This is a genomic window from Streptomyces sp. 147326, assembly GCF_045000215.1.
In the GTDB taxonomy this organism is placed as follows: domain Bacteria; phylum Actinomycetota; class Actinomycetes; order Streptomycetales; family Streptomycetaceae; genus Streptomyces.
Genome location: NZ_CP134201.1, coordinates 4,743,612 through 4,756,903 on the forward strand (window position 1 = coordinate 4,743,612; position 13,292 = coordinate 4,756,903).

10 protein-coding genes and 1 tRNA gene are annotated in these 13,292 nt (G+C 70.1%); 7 read left to right on the forward strand and 4 right to left on the reverse strand.

The annotated features are described in order from the left end of the window. The first annotated feature begins 36 nt into the window (after positions 1 to 36). Complete coding sequence (purF, locus tag RIU97_RS21690) at positions 37 to 1,554, forward strand: amidophosphoribosyltransferase (RefSeq protein WP_404959213.1); 1,518 nt, start codon at positions 37 to 39, stop codon at positions 1,552 to 1,554. Between the two features lie 105 nt (positions 1,555 to 1,659). Next, on the forward strand, positions 1,660 to 2,730 hold the full coding sequence (gene purM, locus RIU97_RS21695; protein WP_404959215.1) for a phosphoribosylformylglycinamidine cyclo-ligase: 1,071 nt from the start codon (positions 1,660 to 1,662) through the stop codon (positions 2,728 to 2,730). A 94-nt stretch (positions 2,731 to 2,824) separates the two neighbouring features. Here purM and RIU97_RS21700 read toward each other — a convergent pair whose 3' ends face one another. Together RIU97_RS21700 and RIU97_RS21705 are read right to left on the reverse strand one after the other, a co-directional pair. Beyond that, positions 2,825 to 3,088 carry a DUF3073 domain-containing protein gene (locus tag RIU97_RS21700; protein WP_319723731.1) on the reverse strand — a complete coding sequence of 88 codons (264 nt, stop codon included), beginning with the start codon at positions 3,086 to 3,088 and terminating at the stop codon, positions 2,825 to 2,827. A 291-nt stretch (positions 3,089 to 3,379) separates the two neighbouring features. After that, complete coding sequence (locus RIU97_RS21705; RefSeq protein WP_404959217.1) at positions 3,380 to 4,474, reverse strand: Leu/Phe/Val dehydrogenase; 1,095 nt, start codon at positions 4,472 to 4,474, stop codon at positions 3,380 to 3,382. Between the two features lie 207 nt (positions 4,475 to 4,681). Between RIU97_RS21705 and RIU97_RS21710 the strand changes: the two genes are divergently transcribed. Next, positions 4,682 to 5,536, forward strand: a complete 855-nt coding sequence (locus RIU97_RS21710; RefSeq protein WP_404959218.1) for a hypothetical protein — start codon at positions 4,682 to 4,684, stop codon at positions 5,534 to 5,536. A 567-nt stretch (positions 5,537 to 6,103) separates the two neighbouring features. Continuing rightward, positions 6,104 to 6,310 (forward strand): developmental transcriptional regulator BldC, encoded by a 207-nt coding sequence (gene bldC, locus RIU97_RS21715; RefSeq protein WP_003949541.1) that lies wholly within the window; start codon positions 6,104 to 6,106, stop codon positions 6,308 to 6,310. A 699-nt stretch (positions 6,311 to 7,009) separates the two neighbouring features. Here bldC and RIU97_RS21720 read toward each other — a convergent pair. Further along, a tRNA-Asp gene (locus RIU97_RS21720) sits at positions 7,010 to 7,083 on the reverse strand. A gap of 81 nt (positions 7,084 to 7,164) precedes the next feature. Then, positions 7,165 to 11,088, reverse strand: a complete 3,924-nt coding sequence (hrpA, locus tag RIU97_RS21725; RefSeq protein ID WP_404959220.1) for an ATP-dependent RNA helicase HrpA — start codon at positions 11,086 to 11,088, stop codon at positions 7,165 to 7,167. Positions 11,089 to 11,199: 111 nt separating this feature from the next. On the opposite strand from hrpA, the gene RIU97_RS21730 reads away from it, so the two are divergent. Genes RIU97_RS21730 through RIU97_RS21740 form a run of 3 tightly spaced genes read left to right on the forward strand, consistent with a single transcriptional unit; the run spans position 11,200 to position 13,270 of the window. Next, on the forward strand, positions 11,200 to 11,649 hold the full coding sequence (locus RIU97_RS21730) for a hypothetical protein (protein ID WP_404959222.1): 450 nt from the start codon (positions 11,200 to 11,202) through the stop codon (positions 11,647 to 11,649). Between the two features lie 53 nt (positions 11,650 to 11,702). Then, positions 11,703 to 12,431, forward strand: a complete 729-nt coding sequence (locus RIU97_RS21735) for a DsbA family protein (protein ID WP_404959224.1) — start codon at positions 11,703 to 11,705, stop codon at positions 12,429 to 12,431. Next, positions 12,428 to 13,270: a cytochrome c biogenesis CcdA family protein gene (locus RIU97_RS21740; protein ID WP_404959226.1), complete on the forward strand. Its 843-nt coding sequence runs from the start codon at positions 12,428 to 12,430 to the stop codon at positions 13,268 to 13,270. Before RIU97_RS21735 ends, RIU97_RS21740 begins: the two co-directional genes overlap by 4 nt. The last annotated feature ends 22 nt before the right edge of the window (positions 13,271 to 13,292 follow it).

Below are 13,292 nucleotides of genomic sequence, written 5' to 3' on the forward strand. Positions count from 1 at the left end.
TCGGACCAGTGGTCGATCTCGCCTACACTCGGAAGCGTGCCTCGTGGTGATGGACGACTCAACCACGACCTGCTCCCCGGCGAAAAGGGCCCCCAGGACGCTTGCGGCGTCTTCGGTGTCTGGGCTCCGGGTGAAGAGGTCGCCAAGCTCACCTACTTCGGACTGTATGCACTGCAGCACCGCGGACAAGAGTCCGCGGGAATCGCTGTGAGCAACGGTTCCCAGATCCTCGTCTTCAAGGACATGGGCCTCGTTTCCCAAGTCTTCGACGAAACCTCTCTCGGCTCGCTCCAAGGTCATATCGCGGTCGGTCACGCCCGCTATTCGACCACCGGGGCCTCCGTCTGGGAGAACGCGCAGCCCACTTTCCGCGCGACCGCCCACGGCTCGATCGCCCTGGGTCACAACGGCAACCTGGTGAACACCGCCGAGCTCGCCGAGATGGTCGCCGACCTCCCCCGTCAGGACGGCCGTGCCACCCAGGTGGCCGCCACCAATGACACCGACCTGGTCACCGCCCTGCTCGCGGGGCAGACCGACGAGGACGGCAAACCCCTGACGATCGAGGAGTCGGCCACCAAGGTCCTCCCGAAGGTCAAGGGCGCCTTCTCCCTCGTCTTCATGGACGAGGGAACCCTCTACACCGCCCGTGACCCGCAGGGCATCCGCCCGCTGGTCCTCGGCCGCCTGGAGCGCGGCTGGGTGGTCGCGAGCGAGACCGCCGCCCTCGACATCTGCGGCGCCAGCTTCGTCCGCGAGGTCGAGCCGGGCGAGCTCATCGCGATCGACGAGAACGGTCTGCGGACCTCTCGATTCGCGGAAGCGAAGCCCAAGGGCTGTGTCTTCGAGTACGTCTACCTGGCGCGCCCGGACACCGACATCGCCGGCCGGAACGTCTACCTCTCGCGTGTCGAGATGGGCCGGCGCCTGGCCAAGGAAGCCCCGGTCGACGCCGATCTGGTGATAGCGACGCCGGAATCCGGCACGCCCGCCGCCGTCGGATACGCCGAGGCCAGCGGGATCCCGTACGGCTCCGGCCTGGTCAAGAACGCCTACGTGGGCCGGACCTTCATCCAGCCCTCGCAGACGATCCGCCAGCTCGGCATCCGTCTGAAGCTCAACCCCCTCAAGGAAGTCATCCGGGGCAAGCGCCTGGTGGTCGTCGACGACTCGATCGTCCGCGGCAACACCCAGCGCGCCCTGGTCAAGATGCTCCGCGAGGCCGGCGCGGCGGAGGTCCACATCCGGATCTCCTCGCCGCCGGTGAAGTGGCCGTGCTTCTTCGGCATCGACTTCGCCACCCGGGCCGAGCTGATCGCCAACGGCATGTCGGTCGACGAGATCGCCACGTCGCTCGGCGCGGACTCGCTCTCGTACATCTCGCTCGACGCGATGATCGAGGCGACCACCATCCAGAAGCCCAACCTCTGCCGTGCCTGCTTCGACGGCGAGTACCCGATGGATCTGCCCGACCCGCAGCTCCTGGGCAAGCAGCTCCTGGAGACCGAGCTCGCGGGCGGCACCGACGCCGCCGACGCGCTCCGGCGGCCGTAAGCGTTTCTCGGTTTGGCCTGCTCAACCTGCGCTGGGCCCTCTCTTTGAGGCTTCTCCGGGGGCCCAGCACCACACGCAGTAACGACACGAAAGCTCTCTCCTGTCATGACAGAGAAGACCACCGGTGCCAGCTACGCAGCCGCAGGCGTGGACATCGAAGCGGGCGACCGCGCAGTCGAGCTGATGAAGGAGTGGGTGAAGAAGACGCAGCGCCCCGAGGTCCTCGGCGGCCTCGGCGGCTTCGCCGGCCTCTTCGACGCCTCCGCCCTCAAGCGCTACGAGCGCCCGCTGCTCGCCTCGGCCACCGACGGCGTCGGCACCAAGGTGGACATCGCCCGTCAGCTCGGCGTGTACGACACCATCGGCCACGACCTGGTCGCGATGGTCATGGACGACATCGTCGTCTGCGGCGCCGAGCCGCTCTTCATGACCGACTACATCTGCGTGGGCAAGGTCCACCCCGAGCGCGTCGCGGCCATCGTCAAGGGCATCGCCGAGGGCTGCGTCCTCGCCGGCTGCGCCCTGGTGGGCGGCGAGACCGCCGAGCACCCCGGCCTGCTGGGCCCGGACGACTTCGACGTGGCCGGCGCCGGCACCGGTGTCGTCGAGTACGACCGCCTGCTCGGCGCGGATCGCATCCGTACGGGTGACGCCGTCATCGCGATGGCATCGTCCGGCCTTCACTCGAACGGGTACTCGCTCGTCCGGCACGTCCTCTTCGACCGGGCCGGGATGTCCCTGGACCAGCACGTCGAGGAGCTCGGCCGCACCCTCGGCGAGGAGCTCCTGGAGCCCACCAAGATCTACTCGCTGGACTGCATGGCGCTCACCCGTACGGCCGAGGTGCACGCCTACTCGCACATCACCGGCGGCGGCCTCGCGGCGAACCTGGCCCGGGTCATCCCGGACCACCTGCACGCCACGGTCGACCGTTCGACCTGGACCCCCGGCGCGATCTTCGACCTGGTCGGCAAGGCCGGGCAGGTGGAGCAGCTGGAGCTGGAGAAGACCCTGAACATGGGCGTCGGCATGATGGCCGTGGTCCCGCAGGAGTCGGTGGACGTGGCCCTGACCGCGCTGGCCGACCGGGGCGTCGACGCCTGGGTCGCCGGCGAGATCCTGGACCGGGGCGACCTCACCGAGGGCGCGACCCTGACCGGGTCCTACGCGGGCTGAGCAGCACGGAAACCCGGTCCGGGGCGAGGCCCTGGACCGGGTTTCGATGTTTCGTCAGCTGACGAAGACGCTGCTCTGCAGAAGGATCCGCGCGTCAAGCCCCGCGACGGTGCGCCGACGGACCGGACTCTTCGTCCTCGTCGTCGTCATCGCGGTTGTAGAGCTCCGCGTACCGAGCGTACGGGTCGTCCTCGTCCAGCTCGTCGTCGTCTACCTCGACCGGCTCGCTGACAGGCAGCGGTTCCGCGGTCGATGCGCCCAGCTCGTTGGCCAGACGCGACAAGTCAGTCCCGCCGCTGCTGTACTTCAGCTGGCGGGCGACCTTCGTCTGCTTGGCCTTTGCCCGGCCGCGCCCCATGGCTCGACCCCCTCGGTGACGGGGCGCGACGGCCCCAGAGTCTGACACGCGTTCATGGTTCGGAGCGGGCTCTCCGTGGAGAGACCGTCCGTAGGGGTTTAACGGTACCTGCTTCCGCGGCCATACGGTACGCCGCCCGCATGACGCGCCCCGGTGCAGAACCAACAAGGCGCCCCGTCCTCGCTGGTCAGCTGCGATTTTAACCTTTTCCTGGCGGGCGACCCGCCGAAGTGCAGTGAGTTCCGTCTCGCCGCACCCCGGCGGGTGCATTCATCGGGTCCCGCCAGGGGCCTAGAGCGCGCGGGAGGCGCGCGCGTCCGCCATCCGCTGCTCGGCGATCCGGTCGGCCGCGGCGGCCGGCGGAATGCCGTCCGCCTTCGCGCGAGCAAAGATCTCGAGCGTGGTGTCGAAGATCTTCGTGGCCTTGGCCTTGCAGCGGTCGAAGTCGAAGCCGTGCAGCTCGTCGGCGACCTGGATGACGCCGCCGGCGTTGACCACGTAGTCGGGCGCGTAGAGGATGCCGCGGTCCGCGAGGTCCTTCTCGATGCCCGGGTGTGCGAGCTGGTTGTTCGCCGCACCGCAGACGACCTTGGCCGTGAGGGCGGGGACCGTCTCGTCGTTCAGGGCGCCGCCGAGCGCGCAGGGGGCGTAGATGTCCAGGCCCTCCACGCGGATGAGCGCGTCCGTGTCGGCGACCGCGGTGACCTTGCCGGGGTGCTTGTCGAGGATCCGGCGCACCGACTCCTCGCGCACGTCCGTGATCACGACCTCGGCACCGTCCTCCAGCAGGTGCTCGACCAGGTAGTGGCCGACCTTCCCGACGCCGGCCACGGCGACCTTGCGGTCGCGCAGGGTCGGGTCGCCCCACTGGTGCTGTGCGCTGGCGCGCATGCCCTGGAAGACGCCGAAGGCGGTGAGGACCGAGGAATCGCCCGCGCCGCCGTTCTCGGGGGAGCGGCCGGTCGCCCAGCGGGTCTCGCGGGCCACGACGTCCATGTCGGCCACGTAGGTGCCGACGTCGCAGGCGGTCACGTAGCGGCCGCCGAGGGACTCCACGAACCGGCCGTAGGCCTGGAGCAGTTCCTCGCTCTTGATGACGTCCGGGTCGCCGATGATGACGGCCTTGCCGCCGCCGAGGTCGAGACCGGCGAGGGCGTTCTTGTACGACATGCCGCGCGAGAGGTTCAGCGCGTCGAGGACGGCCTCCTCGTCCGAGGCGTACGCGTGGAAGCGCGTACCGCCTAGGGCCGGGCCCAGGGCGGTGGAGTGGATCGCGATGACGGCCTTCAGGCCGGAGGCTCGGTCCTGGCACAGCACGACTTGCTCGTGGGCGCCCTGTTCCGTGCGGAACAGGGTGTGCAGGACGCCGTCGGTCATTTCGGTCACGGTGGTGACTCCCATGGAAGAGATGCGGCGGAAAGACGCCCGCCCTGCGGGTGGGGGAGGGCGTGCTGGGAGCAGAGTAAGACCTGCGGGCCCCGCGTAGGCGTCCTGTCCGGGGATCGGAACACACTCGGAGTACGAGGCCCCCCGCGCCGGGGCCGGGAGCGCCGCGGAGGTGAACCGGACCCTCAAAGCGGGGAGTACGAGAGCGTGAGCGAATCCCCCGATCCCCTGCTGCCGTCCGCGCGCTCGGCGCCGACCGTGCCGTACGCCTCCTACCTGCGCGTCTACGAGCCCTTGGCCGCCTTCGCGGAGCCGGAGCGCACGCACTGGGCCGCCTACGCCCGGCGCGGGGTGACCCCGACCGCCCAGGACGAACTGCGCAAGTCGCTCGCCGACTTGGTACGGGTCCCCGTGGTGGGGGTGCCGGCGCGCGAGAGCGCGGACGCCTTCACGGCGGAGGTGGAGGGGGTGCTGCTGGTCTGCCCGTGGCGCACCCGGCTCCGCGGCTGGATGGCGCTCGAGGAACTGGTCGCGTCGTTCCCGCTTCCCGTGCTGGACGCGGCGCTCCCGCCGGGCACGCGCCGGCGGGCGGCCGAGGAGTACGAGCGCTGGCGCGAGCGGAACCCGGAGGCGCGCCCCTGGATCCGGACGGGCGTGTGGCAGATCCCGCTGCGCTGGTTCGTACTGGTGGCCGACGAGGAGCGGGAGTACGTCCCGGGCGAGCGGCTGCGCTACCGGACGCCGATGGTGCAGGCCCGGCGGCGGCTCGCCCGGGCCCTGCGGACCCTGCGCGAGGCGGAGGGGTACGGGATGCTCGCCGAGGGGCTGGCGGAGGTGGGGAGCTGGCTGGAGGAGTTCCATCCGAGGTCGATGGTCGAGCTGGACTACGGGGGGCTGCTGCACGCGCTGCCGGCCGACCGGCTGGCGGCCGACCGGTCGGCCCGGGATCTGGCGGCGGGGATCGCGGCCCTGCGGGCCGGAGACATGGAGGGGGCTTCCGAGGCGTACGGGGAGCTGGCGGAGCGGTGGCGGGCGGTCCGGGAGCGACTCTTCGCGAATTAGGCCGAAAGTGGCCTGTGTGGCTTTTTTCGCCCCCGATGGCCGCGTACGTAACGTGGCGTATCGGTCGATCGGCCAATAATGGCTGATCAGAGCCTTGATCGTAAGATTTGGGACGTAGTACCAGGACCTACGTCCCGATACGGGCCATTGGCCCAAGCGTGACGGACCGCACTAACTACACCCTTGCGCCCTTCCCCTACCCTCGTGCCAAAATAGGACAAGGAGTCCGGGGAGGGTTCCTTCCGCCCAACTAAGGGCGGAATGCTCGGCATTGCGCTCTACGGGGGGTCTGACGGCTCCTGATCGCTCTGTGACTGATCGTCACAGTGGGGTGACTGTCCGTTATGGGACGGTCCATCGGCTTCCGCCGCTGATGAACACCTCGGAGGGCAATTCCGTCGGTTTGGCCGTCGAGGCTGGACGGATGGTGTAGTTGTAGTGCCGAGGACAAGCCGTTCGTCCTATAACCGACTCGGCCCGCGTATGTCCATTTCGGGCAACGCGGGCCAAGGTGCAGAATTTAGAGGAAAGAACCGAGATGGTTCGGTTCTCCCGAGGAGGCCGCTCATGACCGCTCGCACCCCTGATGCCGAGCCGCTGCTGACCCCGGCTGAGGTTGCCACGATGTTCCGCGTGGACCCGAAGACGGTCACCCGCTGGGCCAAGGCTGGCAAGCTCACGTCCATCCGCACCCTGGGTGGACACCGCCGATACCGCGAGGCCGAGGTTCGCGCACTGCTCGCGGGAATTCCGCAGCAGCGCAGCGAGGCCTGAGGTCGCGCAAACACCCCGCTTTAACGGGTCTGTATCGGGTCCCCCAATCCGATGAAACCCACATAGCTTCATGCGACGGAACCTGCCCCAACAGGTTCCGGTCGTCCGATCGCGCTGGACTCCGCCGGGTCCAGCGCGATCTTTTTTATGCCCAGGTCAGGGCGGTGCCGGACGGTCGCGCGAGCCCCTGCGTGGTGGGTGCCATTGCACATATTAAATCGAGCGGGCGTAGGGATGCGATAAAAGTAGGAGTCTCAAAAACTCATGCGGTGACTCCCGTCACAGATGATCACTCTTGTATATCCGGTAATGCACCCCGTAAAGGGGATGTGCCGTGCAGGGCGCATCATGCGAACGGGGGATTCTGCGCGACCGCCGTGCCGGCGGCGGCCGGGCGCATTCCACGGGACGCCCGACGGAGGGCTGACGGAGCTCTGACGGAGGTCCGGAGGCGTCGCGGGCGGGTGTCATGGGCGGGCGGCGCGGACGGGCCGCGGTGAGCCGGGCCGGGCCCACCGCGTGGCGCGGGCGGCCCGGGGCCTCGTACCGCCCTCGGACGGGCCTCGTACCGCCCTCGGGGGCCTCGTGCCGCCCTCGGGCGCCCTCAGCGGATCCCAACGCCCCCGGGCGGCCGGGTGTTGGGCCCGCCAACGCGTCAGGGCCCGCATCCCCTGGGGGATGCGGGCCCTGACGTTTCTGCGAACCTGACGGGACTTGAACCCGCGACCTCCACCTTGACAGGGTGGCGAGCTAACCAACTGCTCCACAGGTCCTTGATTTGCGGCCGCTCGGCGGCTGCGAATCAGACTGTACCGCAGCTCAGGGGGTGCAGTCGAACCGGACCACCTGGCCGGTCACGGAGCCGCCGCGTCCACCGCCTTCACGATCCGCTTGTCGGAGACCGGGTACGCCGTCCCGAGGGCGTGCGCGAAGTAGCTGACCCGCAGCTCCTCGATCATCCAGCGAATGTCCGTGACCGTCGCCGGCACCGGCCGTCCCTTCGGCAGCTGCTCCAGCAGCCACGCGTACTCGTCCTGCATCTCGTGGACCTTCTCCATGCGCGTGGTGTCGCGCTGGACGCCCGTGGGCATCTGCTGGAGCCGCCGGTCCGCCGCCACCAGGTAGCGCATCAGGTCCGGCAGCCTGCGCAGCCCGGTGAGCGTGACGAAGCCGGCCGGCATGAGGGCCGCCAGCTGCGCCTTGACGTCCTGGATGTTGGCGACCAGGGCGAGGCTGTTGGTGGCCTTCAGGCGGCGCTCACAGGCCTGCCAGGCGGCCAGCACCTGCTGGACCTGGCTCACCGTCCGCACGGTCGTGTCCACGAGGTCGGCGCGGACCGCCTCGTAGAGCCTGCGGAAGCCCGCCTCGTCCCACGCGGGACCGCCGTGGTCCGCGATCAGCTTGTCCGTCGCCGCGGTCGCGCAGTCGTCGAACAGCGCCTGGATGGAGCCGTGCGGGTTCCTGGACAGGGCCAGCTTCTGCTGGTTGCTCAGGTGGTCCGAGGCGAACTTCGCCGGGTTCACCGGGATGTTCAGCAGGATGAGGCGCCGGGTGCCCAGCCACATCGCCTGCTGCTGCTCGGCCTCGGTGTCGAAGAGCCGTACGGACACGGTCGCGCCCTCGTCCACCAGCGCCGGGTAGGCCTTCACCGGCTGGCCGGCCCGCCGGGTCTCGAAGACCTTGGTCAGCGTGCCGATCGTCCAGTCGGTCAGCCCGGTCCGCTCCACCGACTCCCCGCCCGCCCGCTCGGCGGTGGCCGCGGCGGCCTTGGAGAGGGCCTGGCGGGCCTTCGGCTTCAGCTTCAGCCGCAGCGCCTCCAGGTCCTTGTCCTCGGCGAGGTTCTTGCGCCGCTCGTCGATGATCCGGAAGGTGATCTTCAGGTGGTCCGGGATCCGCCCGAGGTCGAAGTCCTCGGCCGAGACCGGGACCCCGACCATCCGCTGGAGCTCGCGCGCCAGCGTGACGGGCAGCGGCTCCTGCAGGGGCACCGCCGTGTCCAGGAAGCGGGTCGCGAAGTTCGGCGCGGGCACGTAGTGCCGGCGGATCGGCTTCGGCAGCGAGCGGATCAGCTCGGTGACGACCTCCTCGCGCAGGCCCGGGATCTGCCAGTCGAAGCCCTCGTCGGTGACCTGGTTGAGCACCTGGAGCGGGATGTGGACGGTCACGCCGTCCGCGTCCGCGCCCGGCTCGAACTGGTAGGTCACCCGGAACTTCAGCTGCCCCTGCCGCCAGGAGTCCGGATAGTCGGCCTTGGTGACCCCGGCCGCCTTCTCGGTGAGCAGCATCTCCCGCTCGAAGTCGAGGAGTTCGGGCTCCTCGCGCTTCTTGTGCTTCCACCAGGAGTCGAAGTGCGCCCCGGAGACCACGTGCGGCGGGATCTTCTGGTCGTAGAAGTCGAAGAGGGTCTCGTCGTCCACCACGATGTCGCGGCGCCGGGCCCGGTTCTCCAGCTCCTCCACCTCGGTGAGGAGCTTGCGGTTGTCGGCGTAGAACTTGTGGTGCGTGCGCCAGTCGCCCTCGACCAGCGCGTTGCGGATGAACAGCTCGCGCGAGACCTCGGGGTCGATCCGGCCGTAGTTGATCTTCCGCTGGGCGACGATCGGGACGCCGTACAGCGTGACCTTCTCGTACGCCATCACGGCCGCTTGGTCCTTCTCCCAGTGCGGCTCGCTGTACGTGCGCTTGATCAGGTGCTGGGCCAGCGGCTCCACCCACTCGGGCTCCACCTTGGCGTTCACCCGCGCCCACAGCCGCGAGGTCTCCACCAGCTCGGCCGACATCACGAACTTCGGCTGCTTCTTGAAGAGCGAGGAGCCCGGGAAGACCGCGAACTTGGCGCTGCGGGCACCGAGGTACTCGTTCTTGTCGGTGTCCTTGAGCCCGATGTGCGAGAGCAGGCCGGCCAGCAGCGAGACGTGGATGACCTGCTCGGGGGCATCGGCCTCGTTGACGTGGATGCCCATGGTCTTGGCGACCGTACGCAGTTGCGAGTAGATGTCCTGCCACTCGCGGATCCGCAGGAAGTTCAGGTACTCCTGCTTGCACATCCGGCGGAACGAGGAGGAACCGCGCTCCTTCTGCTGCTCGCGGACGTAGCGCCACATGTTCAGGTACGAGAGGAAGTCGCTGGTCTCGTCCTTGAAGCGGGCGTGGTTCTGGTCGGCCTGGGTCTGCTTGTCCGAGGGCCGCTCGCGCGGGTCCTGGATGGACAGGGCCGCCGCGATGACCATGACCTCGCGGACGCAGTTGTTCTTGTCGGCCTCGATGACCATGCGGGCGAGGCGCGGGTCCACCGGCAGCTGGGAGAGCTGGCGGCCCATCTGCGTGAGCCGCCTCGACGGATCCTTCTCCGCCGGGTCGAGCGCCCCGAGCTCCTGGAGGAGCTGCACGCCGTCGCGGATGTTGCGGTGGTCCGGCGGGTCGATGAAGGGGAACTTCTCGATCTCGCCGAGGCCGGCGGCGGTCATCTGGAGGATGACGGAGGCCAGGTTCGTGCGCAGGATCTCCGCGTCCGTGAACTCCGGCCGGGCGTCGAAGTCGTCCTCGGAGTACAGCCGGATGCAGATGCCGTCGCTGGTACGGCCGCAGCGGCCCTTGCGCTGGTTGGCGCTGGCCTGCGAGATCCGCTCGATCGGCAGGCGCTGGACCTTGGTGCGGTGGCTGTAGCGGGAGATCCGGGCGGTGCCCGGGTCGATCACGTACTTGATGCCCGGGACGGTCAGGGAGGTCTCGGCGACGTTCGTGGCGAGGACGATCCGGCGGCCCGTGTGCTGCTGGAAGACGCGGTGCTGCTCGGCGTGCGAGAGGCGCGCGTACAGGGGGAGGACCTCGGTGAAGCGGAGATTCCGCTTGTTCAGCGCGTCGGCGGTGTCGCGGATCTCGCGCTCTCCGGAGAGGAAGACCAGGATGTCGCCCGCGCCCTCGGACTGGAGCTCGTCCACGGCCTCGCAGATCGCGGTGATCTGGTCCCGGTCGCTCTCCTCGGAGTCCTCTTCCAGGAGCGGCCGGTAGCGGACCTCCACCGGATACGTCCGCCCGCTGACCTCGACGATGGGCGCGTCGCCGAAGTGCCGGGAGAAGCGCTCGGGGTCGATGGTCGCCGAGGTGATGACGACCTTCAGGTCGGGGCGCTTCGGCAGCAGCGTGGCCAGGTAGCCGAGCAGGAAGTCGATGTTGAGCGAGCGCTCGTGGGCCTCGTCGATGATGATCGTGTCGTAGGCGCGCAGCTCGCGGTCCGTCTGGATCTCGGCGAGCAGGATGCCGTCCGTCATCAGCTTCACGAAGGTCGCGTCCTGGTCCACCTGGTCGGTGAACCGGACCTTCCAGCCGACGGTCTGGCCGATCTCGGACTTCAGCTCCTCGGCGATGCGCTCCGCGACGGTGCGCGCCGCGATCCGGCGGGGCTGGGTGTGCCCGATCATGCCGCGGACGCCCCGGCCCAGCTCCATGCAGATCTTGGGGATCTGCGTGGTCTTGCCGGAACCGGTCTCACCGGCGACGATCACGACCTGGTGGTCGCGTATCGCCTCGGCGATCTCGTCCTTCTTCTGGCTGACGGGCAGGTTCTCGGGATACGTGACCTCCGGCATCCGCGAGGCACGGCCGGCCAGTCGCTCGGCGGCCTTCGCGGCCTCCGCGGCGATCTCGTCGAGCACGGCCTGCTTGGCCTCGGGCTTGCGGATACGGCGGGCGCCTTCGAGGCGGCGGCCGAGGCGGTGCGCGTCACGGAGGGAGATCTCACCGAGAAGCGTCTGCAGGGCGGCGAAGGAAGTAGACATACCTGATCGAGGATCTCACCTGGGCCCGCCGGGTGGCGAACGCATTTGTCGGGCGGACCCGTACGATTTCGGGACGACTCAGTCAGCCGTACGTATGAGAGGCAGCCCACCTTGTCCCGCCCGCACCGATTGGCATGCGCCGCTCTGACGGTGTGGGCCGGTCTGGTGGTGGCGGTTCTCGCGGTGGTGCTCCCGGCTGCGGCCGCTCCGGCCCCGGCCGGCCCGGCTTCGGCTTCCGCCTCCGCCCCGGCTTCCGCTTCCGCCCCGGCTTCTGCCCCGGCTCCGGCGTCCGACCCCGGGCCCGCCCGGCCCGGGGACCCGAGCCCGGCCCCGGCCGCCTTCTCCGGCGGCGGTGGCCCCGCCTGTGCGCCCGGGGCCGCCGATCACGGTGGGCTCCCCGCCGTCCCGGCCAGGGCCGGGGGCGAGCACGCGCACGTACCGCCGGCGCGGCCGGTGCCCGAGGGGGCGCGGCCGCACGTGGCGATGCCCGTACGGGTCCTCGTACGCGGTCCCGACCGGCCGGCGCCCGGCCCGGTGGAGCTGTCCGTGATGCGGGTCTAGGAGGGCCGCTCCCCACCGGTCCGCCTCACCACCCGCAGCACTGGAGCACCCGCATGTCCTCTTCTTCCTCCCGTTCCTCCTCCCGCAAGCCCCTCCTGTACGCCGCCGGGGTCGCCGTCGCCGCGATCACCCTCGGCCTCGTCTCCTGGCAGGCCACCGCCCCCGCCGAGAAGAGCTCCGCCGGCTCCTCCGCCGCGGCCGCGCCCCGGACCGACCCCGCCGCCGAACTCAAGGCGCTGGCCCGCCGCGAGGCCGGCGACAAGCTCGCCGTCGGCCGCGCCGACGCGCCCGTCGTGCTCATCGAGTACTCCGACTTCAAGTGCGGCTACTGCGGCAAGTTCGCGCGGGACACCGAACCCGAACTGGTGAAGAAGTACGTCGAGGACGGCACCCTGCGCATCGAGTGGCGCAACTTCCCGATCTTCGGCGCCGACTCCGAGGCCGCCGCCAAGGCCGCCTGGGCGGCCGGGCAGCAGGACCGGTTCACCGCCTTCCACTCGGCCGCGTACGCCGACGGCGCGAAGGAGAAGGGCTTCGCCGGGCCGCGGCTCGTGGAGCTGGCTCGCGAGGCCGGGGTCCCCGACCTGGAGCGCTTCAAGGCGGACATGGCCGGAGGGCAGGCCACGGCGGCCCTGAGGAAGGACCAGGAGGAGGGCTACCGCATCGGCGTCACCTCCACCCCGTCCTTCCTGGTCAACGGCAGGCCGATCGCGGGCGCCCAGCCCCTCGGCGCCTTCACGGCCGCCATCGCCTCGGCCAAGGCCGCGGCGGCGAAGCAGTGACCGACATCGGATACCTGGCCGCCCTGCTGGGCGGCCTGCTCGCGCTGCTCAGCCCGTGCAGCGCGCTGCTCCTGCCGGCCTTCTTCGCGTACTCGATCGACTCCGCCTCCCGGCTGCTGGCGCGCACCGGGATCTTCTACGCGGGCCTCGCGAGCACGCTCGTACCGCTGGGGGCGGCCGGCTCGTACGCCGGGCGGTTCTTCCACAGCAACCGCGACCAGCTCGTCCTCGCCGGCGGCTGGCTGATCATCGCGCTCGGGCTCGCGCAGATCCTGGGCCTGGGCTTCGCCTCGAAGCGGATCTCGGAGCTGTCGGGCCGGATCCGGCCGACCACCGCCCTGTCGGTGTACGCGCTCGGTGCGGTCTACGGGCTGGCCGGCTTCTGCGCCGGCCCGATCCTGGGCAGCGTCCTGACGGTCGCGGCGGTCAGCGGCAGCCCCGTCTACGGCGGCCTGCTGCTGGCGGTCTACGCGCTGGGGATGGCCGTGCCCCTCTTCCTGCTGGCCCTGCTCTGGGAGCGGTTCGAGCTGGGCAAGCGGCGCTGGCTGCGCGGGCGGGCCTTCTCGGTGGGCCGCTTCCAGCTGCACACCACCTCGCTCCTGTCCGGGCTGTTCTTCATCACCCTGGGCGCGCTGTTCCTCGTCTACGACGGGGCGGGCGCGCTGCCGGGCCTGCTGGACGTGGACGACTCGTTCGCCGTGGAGCAGTGGGTCGGCTCGGTGGCGGACGCGGTCCCGGACCGGGCGCTGCTCGGGCTGGTCGCGGCGGGCGCGTCGGCCGTCGGCCTGGTGCAGTGGCGCCGCAGGGCGCGGACGGCGGCGGAGCCCGAGGGGGAGTAACCACAGAAGGCCCCGTCCGATG

Coding starts and splice junctions, on each gene's coding strand:
- purM (WP_404959215.1), top strand. CDS start 1,660: ATGACAGAGAAGACCACCGGTGCCAGCTACGCAGCCGCAGGCGTGGAC.
- RIU97_RS21700 (WP_319723731.1), bottom strand. CDS start 3,088: ATGGGGCGCGGCCGGGCAAAGGCCAAGCAGACGAAGGTCGCCCGCCAG.
- bldC (WP_003949541.1), top strand. CDS start 6,104: ATGACCGCTCGCACCCCTGATGCCGAGCCGCTGCTGACCCCGGCTGAG.
- hrpA (WP_404959220.1), bottom strand. CDS start 11,088: ATGTCTACTTCCTTCGCCGCCCTGCAGACGCTTCTCGGTGAGATCTCC.
- RIU97_RS21735 (WP_404959224.1), top strand. CDS start 11,703: ATGTCCTCTTCTTCCTCCCGTTCCTCCTCCCGCAAGCCCCTCCTGTAC.